This window comes from Martinezella lusitana, assembly GCF_016901135.1.
GTDB classification, from domain to species: Bacteria; Pseudomonadota; Alphaproteobacteria; order Rhizobiales; family Rhizobiaceae; genus Rhizobium; species Rhizobium lusitanum_D.
The window spans coordinates 512,347-528,824 of the sequence record NZ_JAFEVL010000075.1 but is presented as its reverse complement, the minus strand read 5'-3'; the positions used below and the strand labels follow the sequence as shown (position 1 = coordinate 528,824).

Genomic DNA, 16,478 nt, shown 5'->3' with positions numbered 1-16,478 from the left:
CACTCAGGGTGTTTATCTATTGGATTTGAGAGCGCTTGTCAGCGCCCTCAGGAAAGCTTTGCCTCGGCGGCGGCGACCACGGCTTCCGTCGTGATGCCGAAATGCTTGTAGACGTCCTTGTAAGGAGCGGAAGCGCCGAAGCTCTTCATGCCGATGAAGGCGCCTTCCGGACCGATGAATGCGTCCCAGCCCTCACGAACACCAGCTTCGACGGCGACCTTGACCGGCGAGTTGCCGAGCACTTCCTTGCGGTAGGCGTCCGGCTGTTCGAAGAAGAGTTCGGTGCAGGGAACGGAAACGACGCGGGTGGAGACGCCCTTGCCTTCGAGGACCGTGCGGGCTGCGACGGCGAGTTCGACTTCGGAACCCGAAGCGAAGATCGTCACCTTGGCGTCGGCGTTACCGGCCAGCGTATAGGCACCCTGTTCGCAAAGGTTCTTTTCGCTGTATTCCGTGCGTGCGGCCAGAAGGTTCTGGCGGGTCAGCGCAAGACCGGACGGACGGTTGGTCGTCTTGATGGCGATCTGCCAGCATTCCGCCGTTTCGGTTACGTCCGCCGGGCGGAATAGCTGGAAGTTCGGGATGGCACGCAGGCTGGCGACCTGCTCGACCGGCTGGTGGGTCGGGCCGTCTTCGCCAACGCCGATGGAATCATGCGTCAGGACGTGGATGGCACGAATGCCCATCAGGGCAGCGAGGCGGAGCGGCGGGCGGCAATAATCCGAGAAGATCAGGAAGCCGCCGCTGTAGGGGATCAGACCGCCGTGCAGGGCGATGCCGTTCATCGCGGCAGCCATGCCGTGTTCGCGAATGCCCCAGTGCATGTAGCGGCCGGAGAAATCGGTCGGGGTGATCGACTTCATCTGGCTGGTCTTGGTGTTGTTCGACGGCGTCAGGTCGGCGGAGCCGCCGAGCGTTTCCGGAATGAAGCCGTTGATGATTTCGAGCGCGTCTTCCGATGCCTTGCGGGTTGCAAGCGTCGGCTTGGTTTCCGCGAGCTTCTTCTTGTAGTCGCTGATGGCGGCGTCGAATCCGGCAGGCAGTTCGCCCGCGAAGCGACGGGTGAATTCCGCCTTCTTGCCTGCTTCCGCAGCGGCAAGGCGGCCTTCCCAGTCGACGCGCGTGCCGACCGAGCGTTCGCCCGTGGCGCGCCATTCGGAGAGGATGTCGTTCGGGATGACGAAGGGCTCGTAGGGCCAGTTCAGCGCGACGCGGGTCGCGGCGATTTCCTCGGCGCCGAGCGGCGAGCCGTGGACCTTGTGGGTGCCCTGCTTGTTCGGGGCGCCGAAGCCGATGATGGTCTTGCAGGCGATGAACGTCGGGCGGTCGGACTTATGGGCGGCTTCGATGGCGGCACTGATGGCGGCCTGATCGTGGCCGTCGACTTCGATCGTGTTCCAGTGAACGGCCTTGAAGCGGGCGACCTGATCGGTCGAATCCGAGAGCGAAATCGCGCCGTCGATGGTGATCGAGTTGTTGTCCCAGAAGAGGATGAGCTTGTTGAGCTTCAGATGGCCTGCGAGCGCAATGGCTTCATGGCTGATGCCCTCCATCAAGCAGCCGTCGCCGCACATGGCATAGGTATGGTGATCCTGCAGCTCCGAGCCGAACTCTTCACGCAGCTTGCGCTCAGCGATCGCCATGCCGACGGCATTGGCAATGCCCTGGCCGAGCGGGCCGGTGGTGGTTTCGATGCCGGTGGCGTGGCCATATTCCGGATGGCCGGCTGTCTTGGAGCCGAGCTGGCGGAAACGCTGCAGCTCGTCGACCGTCATGTCAGGATAGCCGGTTAGGTAAAGAACCGAATAGAGCAGCATCGAGCCGTGGCCAGCCGACAGGACGAAACGGTCGCGGTCCGGCCAATGGGGGTTCTTCGGGTCGAAGCGCAGATATTTGCTAAAGAGAACGGTGGCGACATCCGCCATCCCCATCGGCAAACCGGGGTGACCGGAATTGGCCTTCTCGACAGCATCCATGGCAAGGAAACGGATCGCATTTGCCATCCGGTCGTGTTGTTCGCGAGAGATCATGGGTTTTTCCGCAATGTTCCGGGTTCGGGGGATGGCCGCACGCTTGGGAGGGAGGCCACCGGTTGAAAGGCGGGCGAAAGGGAGACGTTCCTCCGAACTCCATTTTCAGCGTCACCTCAGGCGGCTGAGACATAGCAGTTGGGGCGAGCAAGTCAATAAATCGAGGCCCCAATCCGGGGCGGCTGCCGCACTTTTTTGACATTTGCCTGTTCACTTTTACAAAAGACGACAATCGTGCGACAAAGCCTGTATCGTCGGCAAACGGGTCATTCATCCACAGATTAGGCCCCCTGCCGTAGGGTTGCCTTTATTGACGTGCAGTCGCCAAGTTGAATATTGTTGCGAAATCAGACAAGTGGCCGGATGTTTTGATTCGGGCCTTGCGCGGAGTATCGAAAGGCATGACACCTTCAGGCAAAACGGTGGATGCGGCGCTCGCCCAATTGCGCCAGGCGCTTTCGACTTTGGAAAGCGCCGTCGACGGACGTTTCGAACGGGAGCGGGCGCAAAGCGACATAGAAGGCGAGGTCCGACGGGTCCACGCCGATCGCTCACGTCTGGCCCAGGAGCTGGACCAGGCCGAGTTCCGCGCAAACCGGCTCGAGGAGGTCAATCGCGAAGTGTCGCGCCGACTTGTTACGGCGATGGAAACCATAAGAGCCGTGCTGGACCGCTGATCCCTCACGGGGCGCAGCCGTCGCCACCAGCGGCAATGATCGGAAAGTCGAATGGCACAGGTAACGGTAACGATCGACGGCAAAGCCTACCGGATGGCCTGCGAAGAGGGGCAGGAAGAGCATCTGACGGATCTCGCCAATCGTTTCGACCGCTATGTTCTGCATTTGAAGAGCCAGTTCGGCGAGATCGGCGATCTGCGCCTGACCGTCATGGCCGGCATCATGATCATGGATGAGGTGTCGGAGCTGACGCGCCGCGTCTCGGTATTGGAAGGCGAGCTGGAGAACCTGCGCAGCAACCGCGACACCGTGCTTGCCGCCAGCACCCGCGCCGATGAAACGCTGGCCACTGTCATCGACGAGGTGACGACACGGATTCAGGGTATCACTGAGAAACTGCTGGTCCGGTCGAGCGCCGAGCCGAATTGAGTATCATATTTCTCGAACCGCCTGCTCGCACCCACTGGTGCGATGTCGCAATCCGCCTTATATAGGACGTGCGGTCTGCGCTTCCCGACAGGAACCACAATCCCTGGGGCCATACTCGATCCAAAGGGAGCTGTCCCTGGCTAGGCCCCTGGGCTTAGACACACGGCGCCCACCTACGTTTGTAGGCACCCAGGATCGTAAACATCCATCGGTCGTCGTGGATCGCTCTATCCTTTCTTGATTTTAGATAAAGACGTCATTGCCGATGATGACCGGCAGTGACTTGGCGTGGGCAACGTGCAGCCGTTATTGGCCGAGGCGGATACCGCCGTCGCAGATCAATGTGTGGCCACTGGTGAAACCGTTGCCGATCAGGAAGGCGATGGCCTGGGCAATCTCCTCCGGGCGACCGACGCGTCCAACCGGGGTACGCGCGGCAAAACCGGCAAAAACCGGTGCCTTCTGATCGTCTCCAAGGAAATCCCACCAGGGCGTCTCGACGACGCCGGGGGAAACGCAATTCACCCGGATCGGCTTCAGCTCGACCGCCAGAATGGGCGCAAGCGCGGCAATGGCGGCGTTGACGGCGCCGAGTCCAGCCGTGCCTGGCAGGGCGGCTTGTGCTGAGACGGCCGAGACGAAGGTGATGCTGCCTTCCTTCGAAAGAAAGGGAAGGCAGGCCTGAGCGCAGGCAAAATGTGCCAATGTCTTTTGCTCGAAGCCCTTCCTGAGGTCGGCGAGATCGACCGTGGCGAAGGGGCCGCCGCCATTGCCGCCACCGAGCGCCAGGACGAGATGATCAAGAGGGCCGATTGCCTTGAAGGCTTCGGGAAGAGTGTAGAGATCAGCGGCATCCATGACGACGGTGGTGACCTCGCCCGCAAGACTTTGCGCTGCCGCCTGCAGTTTGGTCTCGTCGCGACCCGTGATCGTGACGCGGTAGCCCTTCTCTAGAAGATCGGCCGCGGTTGCAAGGCCGATGCCAGATGAGCCGCCGATAATGACAGCATGTTGGAGTGACATGTCGCGTCTCCTTTTTTGAATATGGATGATGGAATTGATGAGGTCAGGCGAGGCCGGTAAGGTCTTGGCTGAGGGTGCGAAGTCGCTCGCGGGCGCTTGCATCATAGGCTTGGGCATTGGCGCGGGAGGGCCGTCGCCCATCGTAATAGAGACCGGAAGAGCCTTCGATGTCGGCGCTAGCAGCGAGATTGAGAATGGCGTCCGCACCCTGATCGACGGTGCTCAAGGGCGCCACGCCGGCCTGTCGCACCATGGTGGTATCCATATAGGTTGCCGGGTGCAGGCAGTTGGCGACAACGCCTGAGCCGGCCAGTTCCTCGGCAAGGTCGAGGGTGAACATGACCTGCGCCAATTTGCTCTGGCAATAGGCACGCACGCCGCTGTAGTCGCGGGTCAGCATGACGTCACGGAAGTCTATCGGTTGCTGTCCCGCGGAGGATACATTGACGATGCGTGCATGGCCGCTTGCCTTCAACAGCGGCAACAAGCGGCGCGTCAGTAGGAAGCCGGCGAGGTAGTTCACCGCAAAGCGCAGTTCATGCCCGTCGCGGCTGAGCTCGCGTTTTGGGTTACCGCCGCCGGTGCCGATGCCGGCATTGTTGATCAGAACGTCGAGCTGAGTGTGCTCGCGTTCGATCGCGTCCGCCAGGCTGCGAACATCATCCAACGACGAAAGGTCGGCCGGGTAGAAGGCCGCCTTGCCGCCGGCATCGCGAATGGTGGACAGCAGATGCTCGGCGCGCGGCTTGTCGCGGCCGTGCATCAGCACCGTTGCGCCCGTCGGGGCAAGCCGTTCGGCAACCCGTCTGCCGACGCCATCGGTCGAGCCGGTGATCAGTATCGTCTTGTCGCTCACATCCATCGCGGGCGCCTCCATTTCGTTTCCGCGACAATATTTGACAGCTCGAGAAGGTGATAAACAGTTCCGGCTTTATCCTAGTATCAATCCTGCTATGATGCGTGGATGAACATCCATCAGAACGAGGCGGTCCTCACCGCCAGACGCCGCGAATTCGGTGCTTTCCTGCGCTCGCGCCGGGAGAAGCTGACGCCGGCCGGCGTCGGGCTGCCGGGCGGATTCCGCCGGCGGACGCCGGGGCTCAGGCGGGAGGAGGTGGCGCTTCTCGCCGGCGTCGGGACCACCTGGTACACCTGGCTGGAGCAGGGGCGGGACGTACGCGCATCGGCGGAAGTGTTGTCGGCGCTCGCCGACGCTTTGAGGCTTGATGCTGCCGAGCGGCGGCATCTCTTTGCCCTGAGCGATCGACCGCCGACAGAGACGATATCGCAGGGACCGGAACAAGTTCCCGAATCTTTGCGGCGGATGCTGGCAAGCCTGAGCGGCCAGCCAGCCTATATCCTCGGCCGGCGCTGGGACGTGCTGGCCTGGAATTCGGCGGCCGTGGCGATTTTCGGGGATTATGGCCTGTTGCAGGGCGATGCCCGCAATACAATACATCGCGTATTCACCGATCCCACGCATCGGCAGCTTCTGGTCGATTGGGAGAGCGTTGCGGCGACCTCGCTTGCGATGTTCCGTGCGGATAGCGCCCGCTATGCCGGCGATCCTGACTTTGAGCGGCTCATAGCGACCTTGATGCGAGATAGCCCGGAGTTTCGCGCCTGGTGGCCCAGACAGGAGGTGCAGCGGCCATTGACCGGTCACAAGCGCTTGTGTCATCCGCACGGGGGCTTGATGACGTTCGAATATACAGCGCTTGCCGTTATCGATCGAACGGATATGAAGTTGGTCGTCTACACACCGCTCGAGGACGACGGGACCCAGGAGAAGCTGAAGGAGCTGCTGCAGCTGAACGAGAAGGCCTGATCCCGCATTGATCTCGGCTGGCTACGTCGTTCGGCGGCACTGCGTGTGATCAGCCTGAAGGGCTCAGGCAAACTCGCGCTGTGGGGCTGTGCGCGATTGGAACGATATCTTCGTTCGAAAGGCGTGGGGGGACAGGTGACCCGGTTGTAATTTCCTGATAGGGAGCTGCGCTTAAGGCAGGGTAGGCCGGTCACTTTTGTGTGTGGATAAGCTTAAAATCCGGGTGAATGACAAAATCCGGTAAATAATAACAGATCCAGTGCTGGTGGAATGGGGCCTGCGCCAAAATTGCCTAAATTCAGAACGATGGGAGCACGCGTCACAACGGGCCTGTCGAAAGAAGTGTAGACGGCAACACGAAGACGCATAGTCGCTGTTACTGAATATCCGAGCAATCGGGCCGGCGAAAGTCAAGATAAACAGGTAGAACATGTCGACGCCAATCGATCTGGAAAAAGCCGATGAGGAATTGGAAGAGCGTGGCGGTATCAGCGGTTTCCTGAACCGATACCGCACGCTGATCGCTGCCGTTCTGACCGTCGCCGTCTTCTGCATCGCCGCCTATGCGATCTTCGGTCTGACGAACGAGGTGCGCTACGACGACGTCGTGCATGCTCTGACGACGACGAAGATTTCCTCCATCCTGCTCGCCCTGCTGTTCACGGGGCTGAGCTTCCTCTCCCTGATCTATTACGACCAGAACGCGCTGGAATATATCGGCAAGCGGCTGCCGTTTCCGCATGTGGCACTGACATCATTCAGCGCCTATGCGGTGGGCAACACGGCAGGCTTCGGCGCGCTCAGCGCCGGCGCGATCCGCTACCGCGCCTATACGCGGCTCGGCCTGTCGCCTGACGATATCACCCGCGTCATCGCTTTCGTGACGCTTGCCTTCGGCCTCGGCCTTGCCGCTGTCGGCGCCATCGCATTGTTGGTCATCGCCGACGAGATCGGACCGCTGATCAATGTCAACGGCCTGTGGCTTCGCCTGATCGCCGTCGCCATTCTTGCAGCACTTGCCTTCGTCGTCTTTATCGGCCGCAACGGCCGGGAAGTGCGCATAGGGCCGATCGCCGTTCGCTTGCCGGATTCGCGAACCTGGTCACGGCAATTCCTGGTGACCGCATTCGACATCGCCGCGTCGGCGTCGGTACTTTACGTGTTGCTGCCGGAAACGGCCATCGGCTGGCCGGCCTTCTTCGCCATCTATGCCATCGCCGTTGGTCTTGGCGTGCTAAGCCACGTTCCGGCCGGCTTCGGCGTTTTCGAGACGATCATCATCGCCTGGCTCGGCAGCTCGGTGAACGAGGACGCCGTTCTGAGTTCGCTGGTTCTTTACCGCGTCATCTACAACGTCATTCCGCTTGTCATCGCGATCGCGGCGATCTCGGTCGCGGAATTGCGCCGTTTCGTCGATCATCCGGTTGCCTCCAGCATGCGCCGCGTCGGCGGCAGGCTGATGCCGCAGCTGCTGTCGGCTTTCGGGCTGCTGCTCGGCATGATGCTGGTATTTTCGAGTGTGACGCCGACGCCGGACCAGAATCTGATCGTCCTTTCCGACTATGTGCCGCTGCCGCTCGTCGAAAGCGCGCATTTCCTGTCCAGCATTCTGGGCGTGGCCATGATCGTTGCCGCGCGCGGTCTCAGCCAGCGTCTCGACGGGGCCTGGTGGGTATCGATCTTCTCGGCGGTGCTTGCACTGCTGCTGTCGCTCTTGAAGGCCATTGCCATCGTCGAGGCCGGGTTGCTGGCGTTTCTCGTCTTCAGCCTCGTCGTCAGCCGCCGGTTGTTCACCCGCCCGGCATCTCTGCTGAGCCAAGCGCTCACGGCCGGATGGCTGACGGCCATTGCGGTCGTCTGCATCGGCGCCATCGTCATCCTGTTCTTCGTCTACCGCGATGTCGGCTACAGCAATCAGCTCTGGTGGCAATTTGAATTCGCAGACGAGGCGCCGCGCGGCCTTCGTGCCGTGCTCGGCATTTCCATTGTTTCATCGGCGATTGCCATCTTCAGCCTGTTGCGTCCCGCGACGAAGCGGCTGGAACCGGTGACGGACCATGCGGTTGAGCGGGCCGTCGAAGTCGTCCGGAAACAGGGGATTGCCGACGCCAATCTGGTGCGCATGGGCGATAAGAGCATCATGTTCTCGGAAAAGGGCGATGCCTTCATCATGTATGGCAAGCAGGGCCGTTCATGGATCGCGCTGTTCGATCCCGTCGGCCCACGTCAGGCACTCCCCGATCTCATCTGGCGATTTGTCGAGGCCGCCCGTGCCGCCGGTTGCCGCTCGGTCTTCTATCAGATCTCGCCGGCGCTGTTGTCCTATTGCGCGGATGCCGGCCTGCGTGCCTTCAAGCTCGGCGAACTGGCGGTGGTTCAGCTCGCGAATTTCGAGCTGAAGGGCGGCAAATGGGCCAATCTTCGGCAGACGGCGAGCAGGGCAGTGCGTGACGGACTAGAATTTGCCGTTATCGATCCTCAACATGTGCCCGAAATCATGGATCAGCTCGAGCATGTTTCGGATACGTGGCTCGCAGACCACAATGCCAAGGAAAAGGGTTTTTCGCTGGGCGCTTTCGATCCGGACTATGTGAGCTCGCAGCCGGTCGGCGTGTTGAAAAAGGATGGTAAGATCGTCGCTTTTGCGAATATTCTGATGACGGAAACCAAGGAAGAGGGGTCCGTCGATCTGATGCGTTTTTCGCCCGATGCTCCGAAGGGGTCGATGGATTTTCTGTTCGTGCAGATCCTCGAATACCTCAAGGAGCAGGGGTTTCATCGATTCAATCTGGGTATGGCGCCGCTTTCGGGCATGTCGAGACGGGAGTCGGCGCCGGTTTGGGACAGGGTCGGGGGGACCGTGTTCGAACACGGCGAACGTTTCTACAATTTCAAAGGGCTTCGTGCCTTCAAATCCAAATTCCATCCCGAATGGCAGCCACGCTATCTGGCTGTTTCGGGAGGTGTGAGTCCCATGATCGCGTTGATGGATGCCACATTCCTCATCGGGGGCGGACTAAAAGGGGTCGTGAGGAAATGATCTTGAAATACGCAATGTCATTGGTTTTCGCATGCATGCTGACGGTGGGTCTGCTTGCCTCAGGCTCTGTACGGGCCGACGAAGACGATACCAAATACGATCTGGGCATGATTTCGCCGCCGCATATCCTGCGCCCGCAAGGCAAGGTGACGAGCGAGGTCGTTCTGATCTCCGACACCACGGGCTGGGGCGACAAGGAAAAGGCGGTTGCCGACAAGCTCGTCGCCAATGGCTCGTTGGTCATCGGCATCGATTACCCGTCCTTCCTGGCGTCGCTGAACAAATATGACGTCAGCCAGAACGACGGCTGCATCTACATGGTCTCGGATCTGGAATCACTGAGCCAGCAGGTGCAGCGTTCCTTTGCCGACAGCACCTATCAACTGCCGATCATCGCCGGCGTCGGCGCAGGCGGCGCCATGGCACTGACGATAGCCGCGCAGACCCCGGATGCCACGGTCGCCGGAACGCTTGCCGTGGATCCGGCAGCCGGCATCGGGCTGAAGCAGGAGCTTTGCACGCCGGCCGAGAAGAAGACCGATGGCGACATGGTGTCCTTCGGCCTGCAGGAAGGTGCTTTGCCGAATCCGATTCTCGTGACCTTCACGCCGAATGCTCCGAAGGATGGACGCGATCACGTCGAGGAGATCCAGAAGGATCATCCCGAGGTCCAGACCACGGATTCCGGGATCGACGATACCTATGCGACGCTCGAGGCTTCGCTGGCAGACCTGATGAAGTCGATCGACAGTGCGAAGTCGCCGCTCGGCCTGCCTGTTGATGTCATGGAAACGACGCCGACGGAGGACACGCTTGCGATCGTCTATTCCGGCGACGGCGGCTGGCGCGATATCGACAAGGAAGTCGGCAGCTATCTGCAGGATCAGGGCATTCCGGTCGTGGGCGTGGATTCGCTGCACTATTTCTGGTCGGAGCGGGATCCGCAACAGACGGCAGACGACCTCGCGCGCATGATCCAGTTCTATACCAAGCGTTTCAAGGTCAAGCACGTGGTGCTGATCGGCTATTCGTTCGGCGCCGATGTGCTGCCGGCGAGCTATAACCGCCTGAAGCAGCCCGACAAGGACAAGATCGTGCAGATGTCCCTGCTGTCGTTGTCGCAGAAGGTCGACTATGTGATTTCGGTCATGGGCTGGCTCGGCGCTTCGAGCGAGGGCAAGGGTGGCGATCCCATCAATGACCTCAAGTCGATCAATCCGAAAATGGTGCAATGCGTGTACGGCAAGGACGATGACGAAGACGTCGGATGCCCGCTGCTGAAGGGCACCGGCGCCGAAGTCATCGCCATGGATGGCGGCCACCATTTCGATGACGATTATGAGGCGCTGGCGAACCATATCATCAATGGTCTGAAGAGCCGCCTCGGCGAATAACAGATCGACGCGTGCGGCTGGTCTCTTCAGTCGCACGCTTCCGTTTCGCCATCCGCCGATGGCGATGCAAGCGCTTCCATCCGATGTCGTGCCGGCTGAAACGAATGAACGGGTTTTTCCTGCGTCCGTTGCTCAGCAATCATTTGCTTCTTGCCGCGGCTGCCGTTAGTCGGAGGAAGCTCCTATCGCGAGTGGCGCGGCTGCGCCGGCCACTCGTTTTCACGTCCAGAAAGGGCCTGCCTTGTCCGCTGCACCGTCTTCCGCCTTTACCAAAGCCTATTCCGGCTTCCTGTTCGACATGGATGGCACGATCATCAATTCGATCGCCGCCGCCGAACGCGTCTGGGGCAATTGGGCTCGCAGCAAGGGTCTGGACGTCGAAAAATTCATGCCGACCATGCATGGCAAGCGCGGTGTCGATACGATCGGCCAGTTGAACCTGCCCGGCGTCGATCCGGTCGCCGAGTCGGCTGGCATCATGGAGGCGGAGATTGCCGACGTCGAGGGCGTGGTCGCGCTGCCGGGTGCCATCGATTTCCTCGCGTCACTGCCGCCGGAGCGGTGGGCGATCGTTACCTCCTCGCCGTACCGCCTGGCGCTGGCCCGACTTGACGCCGCCGGCATCCCGGTGCCGCGCTTCATCGTCACCGCCGAGGACGTCAAGGTCGGCAAGCCTGATCCGCAGGGCTACATCCTCGGGGCGGAACGTCTGGGCCTGCGTACTTCCGATTGCCTGGTGTTCGAGGATGTCATGGCCGGCATCAAGGCAGGCGAAGCGGCCGGCGCCGATGTGATGGTAATCACCGCGACGCATTCCCATCCGGTGGAGACCGGCCACTCGACGTTGTTGAACTATGAAAATGTCCGCGCGCATCTGGATGGCGACGGAAAGATGTCCGTCGTGCGCAAGGGCGGCTGATATCAGCTTGCACCATACCATCCCAGATGTCGCTTTCGCGCATTGCATTAGGCTGCCGGCTCATTATGTTTTCGTGATATCATAGAAAATTGCGAAGATCCGATGACCCCCAAAGAGCTTAAAGCCCAATATCGCAACGAGCGTCTGGCGGCGCGTGATGCCATTCCAGCCGATGAACGCATCGAAATGGGGTTGGCCATGGCTGCCCATGGCGGCGATGCCATCGATGTCGCACCGGGAGCGATCGTTTCCGGTTTTCTACCGATCCGGTCCGAGGTGGATATAAGGCCGTTAATGGCGCGGCTCAGGGAGCGCGGTGCGCGGCTTTGTGTGCCCGTCATCCTCGATCGCAGCACCATCGTCTTTCGCGAACTCGTGCCGGGTGCCGCGCTCGTTGCGACCGGGTTCGGCACCTCGGGGCCGGGGCCTGATGCAGCGGTGCTCGATCCGGATATCATGCTGGTGCCGCTTTCGGCGTTCGACAGCTCCGGCCATCGCATCGGCTACGGAGCCGGCCATTACGATCGCGCCATCGCACGTCTACATCAAAAAGGCTTGAATCCGCGGCTGATCGGCATTGCATTCGATTGCCAAGAAGTGCCATCAGTACCGGCTGAGCCGCATGATGTCCGTCTTGACGCGATTTTGACCGAGAGCGGACTCGATTTCGTTTCGGAAGCGATTGGATAGCGAATGCGGCTGCTTTTTCTGGGTGACATGGTCGGCAAGACCGGACGAACCGCGGTATGGGACCGCCTTCCGGGGCTCGTGTCCGATCTGAAGCTCGATTTCGTCATCGTCAATGGCGAGAATGCCGCCGGCGGTTTCGGCATCACCGAGGACATCTTCCTCGAAACGATCAATGCCGGCGCCGATGTGGTGACGACGGGCAACCATGTCTGGGATCAGAAGGAAGCCGTTGTCTTCTGCGAACGCCATGACCAGTTCCTGCGCCCCGCCAACTATCCCGCCGGCACGCCCGGCCGAGGTTCCGGTATCTATTATGCGCGCAATGGCGCCCGCGTGCTTGTTGCTAACATCATGGGCCGCGTCTTCATGCATCCGGAGCTCGACGATCCCTTTAAATCGGCGGAGGTGATCCTCGATGCCTGCCCGCTGAAGGAGCAGGCGGACGCCATCATCTTCGACTTTCATGCGGAGGCGACCAGCGAGAAGCAATGCTTCGGCCATTTCGTCGACGGCCGCGCCAGCTTCGTCGTCGGCACGCATACGCATGTGCCGACCGCCGATGCGCAGATCCTGAACGGTGGCACCGCCTACATGTCGGATGCCGGCATGTGCGGCGACTATGATTCCTCGCTTGGCATGGAGAAAGAGGAGCCGCTCAACCGGTTCATTTCGAAAATGCCGAAGGGTCGCTTCGAAGCGGCATCCGGACCGGCGACCATCTGTGGCGTCGGCGTAGAGATATCGGATGCGACGGGGCTTGCCGAGAAGATCGCGCCGTTGAGGCTCGGGCCGCGTCTGGCCGAGACCATTCCCGAGTTCTGGCGCTGATCGTGCCCTGCAATTAATCAACGAAGCGCAATGACGCGATTGTGAGCAATTGTGTCCGATTGTCGCTGGACCTGTTTTCGGTCATGCAGCATCCTTCTGCCCTTCCTGGGCTTGAAGGGGTGGCAGATGCTGCGGTTTCCTGTCTTCGCCGTGTTCTTCCTGCTGGCTGCGGCGAGCTGGAGCGCCGCGGATGCCCAGGAGAAGCCTTCACGTCCTCAGCCGAGCCAATGCCAGGCGATTGCGCAGTCCTTGCCCAAGGCGACCTTCGCCAGCTTTTCCAATCAAGGCCCGACACTCGCCAACGATCCCGTCAATGGCGACGTGAAAATCACCTTCCTCGGTCATGCGACCCTGTTCATCGAGACGCCCGGCGGCGTTTCCATCGCCACCGATTTCAGCGGCGCCTATCCGCCGCCCTATACGCCTGACGTCGTCACCATGAACAAGGCGCATCCGAGCCATTACACGCTGACGCCCGACCCGGCGATCAAATATGTGCTGCACGGCTGGAGCGACACGCCGGGCGAACCGGCTAAGATCCACCTGACCGTCGGCGACACGCTGATCCGCAACGTTGTGACCGATATCCGCTCCTGGGGCGGGGGGATCGAGCCCAACGGCAATTCGATCTTCATCTTCGAGGTGGCGGGCCTCTGCATCGGCCATCTGGGACATCTGCATTTCGAACTTACAGACCAGCAATATGCCGAGATCGGCCGCCTCGACGTCGTGATGGTGCCCGTGGATGGCGGCTTGACCATGGGGGCCGACAGCATGAGCCGGGTGGTGAAGCGGCTGCGCTCATCACTCATCCTTCCCATGCATCGCTGGGGACCGCCCGTCGACCAGTTCCTCGCCCTGTTCGGCCCGGATTTCGATGTCGCCTACGCCCCGACCGCAAGCGTCACCGTTTCTGTGAAAACCCTGCCGAAAAAGCCGCTGATCTATGTGCTGAAGGGGATTTGATTGCCATGCCCATGGCTGCGGTTTTGTGAGCACTGACTGCCCAAAATCCGGCTTTTTGCTTGAATGAAAGCCGCTTCGCTCTTATAACGCCGCCCATTCCCAACAAAAGACGTGAACAGGGGTGCCATGGCTGGCCATTCACAGTTTAAAAACATCATGCATCGCAAGGGTCGCCAGGACTCTGTGCGTTCGAAAATGTTCTCGAAGCTGGCGCGTGAAATCACCGTCGCCGCCAAGGCGGGTCTGCCTGACCCTACCATGAACGCGAGCCTGCGCCTGGCGATCCAGAACGCTAAGGCCCAGTCGATGCCGAAGGACAATATCGACCGCGCCATCAAGAAGGCGGCCGGCAATGACGGCGAAAACTACGATGCAGTCCGCTACGAGGGCTACGGCCCCGGCGGCACGGCGATCATTGTCGAGGCGTTGACCGACAATCGCAACCGTACGGCTTCGAACGTCCGTTCGATCTTCACCAAGGCCGGCGGTGTTCTAGGCGAAACCGGTTCGGTCTCCTTCTCCTTCGATCATGTTGGCGAAATCACCTACAAGCCGACCGTCGGCAATGCCGACAAGGTGATGGAAGCGGCGATCGAAGCCGGCGCCGATGATGTCGAGAGCGACGAAGAGGGCCACACGATCATCTGCGGCTTCGAAGCGATGAACGAAGTTGCCAAGGCGCTCGAAGCGACGCTCGGCGAGGCCGAAACGGTCAAGATAATCTGGCGCGCGCAGAACAACGTGCCGGTCGATGAAGAAAAGGCAGTGTCGTTGATGAAGCTCATCGATAGCCTCGAGGACGACGATGACGTCCAGAACGTCTATTCGAACTTCGAAGTCTCCGAAGAAGTGATGGCCAAGCTCTCGGCCTGATCAATGTGATTGATTGAAAGAAGCCGGCTGCAGCGATGTGGCCGGCTTTTTGTTTGCCTCACGGGGCGGTGGCGCGTGAAAAATCGTCTCGAAAGGCAGAAAGGTCGGGGGCGCTAACATCGGATACCGCCCAGAACACCAGTCCGTCCGCATACCATTCGGCGAAATTGTAGCCTTCCTTCTCGGCACTGCTGCGGGTGGCGGCCGCGCTGGGCCAGATGAAGAGATTGATGATATGGCCGTGCCGGTGGTAGATCAGCGCCGCGACGACCCGACCGTTCAGATAATCCACCCGGCCGCCGACGAGGGGAAACCCCTGTGCCGCCAGATCGACTACCGGCGGAGAGAAATCGATCTTGCCGCTGAACCATGGCTTGACGGTGTGCTGATCCGAGGTCAGCACGTCGGTCAGGTGATCGGCGAGCATCGAGCGCACGTGGCTCGCAAGAAGCTGATCTTCGATCGTTTGGCTCTGCTGCGGCATGTTCAAGACCAGTATGAGGCTGGCTGCCAGCACGGCGAGCGACGGTATGAAACTCCATTGCCGGACGAACCGCCAGAAGCGATGCCACGGGTTTTCCGTTTGGATCGTTGCCGTCATGGCGCGTGCCACCATGACCTGTTCCAGCGCCAGCGCAGTCTGGATGCGGGCGTGGACGGCGTCAGGTGCTCGCCACTTCACCCCTTGGCGGCCGGTAAGGCGTTTTACCATGAGAGCCTCTTCCATCTCGTGGGTGCATTCCTCGCACGTCGCGAGATGTGCCTCGAAGCGTGCGAGGTTGGTCGGATCGAGTTCACCGTCGATGAAGCCGTGCAGCAGGTCGGCCCATTCGCCATGATCACTTTGTTCCCTCTCGCTCATCGCGCCGCCCCTTTCTCGTCGAGGCTGCGCCAGACCTCGCCGAAATCGCGGCGAGCGCGGGCAAGGCGCGACATGACGGTGCCGATCGGCGCATCGATGATTTCGGCAATCTCCTTATAGGAAAGATCCTCGAGCTCGCGCAGGACGAGGACTTCGCGCATGGCATCGGGCAGCATGTTGATGACCTGGCGCACTCGTAGCGTTTCCGCCTTGCGGATTAACGCTGCCTCGGGAGTATCGTCTTCGGAAGCGGGATCGGACGACCGCGGGTCCTCCGCTGAGTCATCGCCGTCGGTCATCGGCTGCTCGTAATAGGTCTTGCGCCGCCCTTCCTGCAACCAGGCGTGATAGCAGTTGCGGACGATGGTGAATGTCCAGGCCCGGGCATCGCCATTGCGAAAGCCGCCAAAGCCGCGATAGGCGCGCAGGAATGCCTCCTGCACGATATCCTGGGCGGCATCGGCATCCCTGCTCAAGAAGCGCGCGAAATTATAGGCGGCATCCAGATGCGGAACGATCGTGCGCTGGAAGCGGCGCATGGTTTCGTCCGACGATGAGATTGTATGCAGGCGCGGTTCGGCATTTGCGCCTGGTTCGGCCACTACCATGAGGCTGGGGTAGCTAGCCTCCTTAGTTCCGTGCGCGTTCGGTCCGGCAAACGGGCCAACCAACCGGGCGAGAAGCCGCTCGAGGCTGCGCGTCACGCTTGTTTGCAGCCGACTCCAGTTCACGGCGTGAAACCGGCGGTCGAACCAAATCGCGCTTATAATCTGGGCGTCTGTCATCATGGTCCCCGCGAAACGCCGACGTTGACTGTAAGCCTCGGGTCCGGCGCTTGCAATCTTGCCTAAAGACGTAGATCGCACTCGCTCGGGTTTTATTCCCAATCGGATGCGAAAAAGTCGAAGACGGTGCACCC

Annotated in this window: 15 protein-coding genes and 1 other RNA gene; 11 read left to right on the top strand and 5 right to left on the bottom strand. The window is 60.7% G+C overall.

Annotation, left to right across the window (positions count from 1 at the left end):
• Positions 1–47: 47 nt before the first annotated feature.
• On the bottom strand, positions 48–2,030 hold the full coding sequence (gene tkt, locus JTP94_RS34300) for a transketolase (protein WP_204854778.1): 1,983 nt from the start codon (positions 2,028–2,030) through the stop codon (positions 48–50).
• A gap of 401 nt (positions 2,031–2,431) precedes the next feature.
• Here tkt and JTP94_RS34295 point away from each other — a divergent pair, with 401 nt between their 5' ends.
• The 3 genes from JTP94_RS34295 (at position 2,432) to ssrS (ending at position 3,364) form a co-directional block, all read left to right on the top strand.
• The gene (locus JTP94_RS34295) at positions 2,432–2,707 is read left to right on the top strand and encodes a DUF4164 domain-containing protein (protein WP_015341018.1); all 276 of its coding nucleotides are present in this window, start codon (positions 2,432–2,434) and stop codon (positions 2,705–2,707) included.
• Positions 2,708–2,758: 51 nt separating this feature from the next.
• On the top strand, positions 2,759–3,136 hold the full coding sequence (locus JTP94_RS34290; protein WP_204854777.1) for a cell division protein ZapA: 378 nt from the start codon (positions 2,759–2,761) through the stop codon (positions 3,134–3,136).
• Between the two features lie 69 nt (positions 3,137–3,205).
• A non-coding RNA gene (gene ssrS / locus JTP94_RS34285) (6S RNA) lies at positions 3,206–3,364 on the top strand.
• A gap of 78 nt (positions 3,365–3,442) precedes the next feature.
• Here ssrS and JTP94_RS34280 read toward each other — a convergent pair.
• Positions 3,443–4,159, bottom strand: a complete 717-nt coding sequence (locus JTP94_RS34280) for an SDR family oxidoreductase (protein WP_204854776.1) — start codon at positions 4,157–4,159, stop codon at positions 3,443–3,445.
• 43 nt (positions 4,160–4,202) lie between these two features.
• Positions 4,203–5,021: an SDR family NAD(P)-dependent oxidoreductase gene (locus JTP94_RS34275; protein ID WP_204854880.1), complete on the bottom strand. Its 819-nt coding sequence runs from the start codon at positions 5,019–5,021 to the stop codon at positions 4,203–4,205.
• Positions 5,022–5,123: 102 nt separating this feature from the next.
• Here JTP94_RS34275 and JTP94_RS34270 point away from each other — a divergent pair, with 102 nt between their 5' ends.
• The 8 genes from JTP94_RS34270 (at position 5,124) to JTP94_RS34235 (ending at position 14,697) form a co-directional block, all read left to right on the top strand.
• Complete coding sequence (locus JTP94_RS34270; protein WP_204854775.1) at positions 5,124–5,987, top strand: helix-turn-helix transcriptional regulator; 864 nt, start codon at positions 5,124–5,126, stop codon at positions 5,985–5,987.
• Positions 5,988–6,417: 430 nt separating this feature from the next.
• Entirely contained in the window at positions 6,418–9,027 is a 2,610-nt protein-coding gene (gene mprF / locus JTP94_RS34265; protein WP_204854774.1) for a bifunctional lysylphosphatidylglycerol flippase/synthetase MprF, read from the top strand.
• Complete coding sequence (locus JTP94_RS34260; RefSeq protein WP_204854773.1) at positions 9,024–10,421, top strand: AcvB/VirJ family lysyl-phosphatidylglycerol hydrolase; 1,398 nt, start codon at positions 9,024–9,026, stop codon at positions 10,419–10,421. Before mprF ends, JTP94_RS34260 begins: the two co-directional genes overlap by 4 nt.
• A 241-nt stretch (positions 10,422–10,662) precedes the next feature.
• Positions 10,663–11,340, top strand: coding sequence for an HAD family hydrolase (locus JTP94_RS34255; RefSeq protein ID WP_204854772.1), 678 nt, complete (start codon positions 10,663–10,665; stop codon positions 11,338–11,340).
• 102 nt (positions 11,341–11,442) lie between these two features.
• Positions 11,443–12,030 (top strand): 5-formyltetrahydrofolate cyclo-ligase, encoded by a 588-nt coding sequence (locus JTP94_RS34250; protein WP_204854771.1) that lies wholly within the window; start codon positions 11,443–11,445, stop codon positions 12,028–12,030.
• 3 nt (positions 12,031–12,033) lie between these two features.
• Positions 12,034–12,858: a TIGR00282 family metallophosphoesterase gene (locus JTP94_RS34245; RefSeq protein ID WP_047555368.1), complete on the top strand. Its 825-nt coding sequence runs from the start codon at positions 12,034–12,036 to the stop codon at positions 12,856–12,858.
• A 126-nt stretch (positions 12,859–12,984) separates the two neighbouring features.
• Complete coding sequence (locus JTP94_RS34240) at positions 12,985–13,824, top strand: MBL fold metallo-hydrolase (protein WP_204854770.1); 840 nt, start codon at positions 12,985–12,987, stop codon at positions 13,822–13,824.
• 126 nt (positions 13,825–13,950) lie between these two features.
• Entirely contained in the window at positions 13,951–14,697 is a 747-nt protein-coding gene (locus JTP94_RS34235; protein ID WP_204854769.1) for a YebC/PmpR family DNA-binding transcriptional regulator, read from the top strand.
• A 58-nt stretch (positions 14,698–14,755) separates the two neighbouring features.
• Here the strand turns inward: JTP94_RS34235 and JTP94_RS34230 are convergent, their stop codons facing one another.
• Together JTP94_RS34230 and JTP94_RS34225 are read right to left on the bottom strand one after the other, a co-directional pair.
• Positions 14,756–15,559: an anti-sigma factor gene (locus tag JTP94_RS34230; RefSeq protein ID WP_204854768.1), complete on the bottom strand. Its 804-nt coding sequence runs from the start codon at positions 15,557–15,559 to the stop codon at positions 14,756–14,758.
• On the bottom strand, positions 15,556–16,263 hold the full coding sequence (locus JTP94_RS34225) for a sigma-70 family RNA polymerase sigma factor (RefSeq protein WP_271025246.1): 708 nt from the start codon (positions 16,261–16,263) through the stop codon (positions 15,556–15,558). The genes JTP94_RS34230 and JTP94_RS34225 overlap by 4 nt, the downstream gene beginning before the upstream one ends.
• Positions 16,264–16,478 lie beyond the last annotated feature (215 nt).

Bases quoted from the DNA above. Each gene is read 5' to 3' on its own strand.
- tkt (WP_204854778.1), bottom strand. From the start codon at position 2,030: ATGATCTCTCGCGAACAACACGACCGGATGGCAAATGCGATCCGTTTC.
- JTP94_RS34295 (WP_015341018.1), top strand. From the start codon at position 2,432: ATGACACCTTCAGGCAAAACGGTGGATGCGGCGCTCGCCCAATTGCGC.
- JTP94_RS34290 (WP_204854777.1), top strand. From the start codon at position 2,759: ATGGCACAGGTAACGGTAACGATCGACGGCAAAGCCTACCGGATGGCC.
- JTP94_RS34280 (WP_204854776.1), bottom strand. From the start codon at position 4,159: ATGTCACTCCAACATGCTGTCATTATCGGCGGCTCATCTGGCATCGGC.
- JTP94_RS34275 (WP_204854880.1), bottom strand. From the start codon at position 5,021: ATGGATGTGAGCGACAAGACGATACTGATCACCGGCTCGACCGATGGC.
- JTP94_RS34270 (WP_204854775.1), top strand. From the start codon at position 5,124: ATGAACATCCATCAGAACGAGGCGGTCCTCACCGCCAGACGCCGCGAA.
- mprF (WP_204854774.1), top strand. From the start codon at position 6,418: ATGTCGACGCCAATCGATCTGGAAAAAGCCGATGAGGAATTGGAAGAG.
- JTP94_RS34260 (WP_204854773.1), top strand. From the start codon at position 9,024: ATGATCTTGAAATACGCAATGTCATTGGTTTTCGCATGCATGCTGACG.
- JTP94_RS34250 (WP_204854771.1), top strand. From the start codon at position 11,443: ATGACCCCCAAAGAGCTTAAAGCCCAATATCGCAACGAGCGTCTGGCG.
- JTP94_RS34245 (WP_047555368.1), top strand. From the start codon at position 12,034: ATGCGGCTGCTTTTTCTGGGTGACATGGTCGGCAAGACCGGACGAACC.
- JTP94_RS34240 (WP_204854770.1), top strand. From the start codon at position 12,985: ATGCTGCGGTTTCCTGTCTTCGCCGTGTTCTTCCTGCTGGCTGCGGCG.
- JTP94_RS34235 (WP_204854769.1), top strand. From the start codon at position 13,951: ATGGCTGGCCATTCACAGTTTAAAAACATCATGCATCGCAAGGGTCGC.
- JTP94_RS34230 (WP_204854768.1), bottom strand. From the start codon at position 15,559: ATGAGCGAGAGGGAACAAAGTGATCATGGCGAATGGGCCGACCTGCTG.